This window comes from Pseudomonas sp. HY2-MNA-CIBAN-0224, from assembly GCF_040310285.1.
GTDB lineage: Bacteria > Pseudomonadota > Gammaproteobacteria > Pseudomonadales > Pseudomonadaceae > Aquipseudomonas > Aquipseudomonas helleri.
Window position 1 is genome coordinate 1 of sequence record NZ_JBEOPQ010000352.1, and the last position, 300, is coordinate 300.

At 39.0% G+C, this 300-nt stretch carries 1 protein-coding gene; it reads right to left on the bottom strand.

The genetic code is table 11. From position 1 onward, the window contains the following. Positions 1 to 118: 118 nt before the first annotated feature. On the bottom strand, positions 119 to 300 hold a 182-nt coding region (locus tag AAEZ03_RS26705), incomplete at its 5' end, for a hypothetical protein (protein WP_502947960.1).

Sequence of the window (300 nt, forward strand, 5' to 3'; positions counted from 1 at the left end):
GCTTATATCAGTCTTACTATTTTTAGATAACCTTATCATAGGATGCCCGGCATGCCTATATCTGATAAGTTAACAATTTTATAAATCGCAACGATATGGATGAATTTAGGCTAAACGGTTATGCTAAAAACAGTACTGCCACACAACCAACCGCCAATAATAGCCCTATTATATTAATGCGATTGAGCCGCTCTTTAAATACGCCAACACCTATCATAGTTGCCACTGCGATGACACCCACATTCATACCAGTAAACACAATGCTTGGTGACTCAGACAATACTTGATGTGCCCGTACAT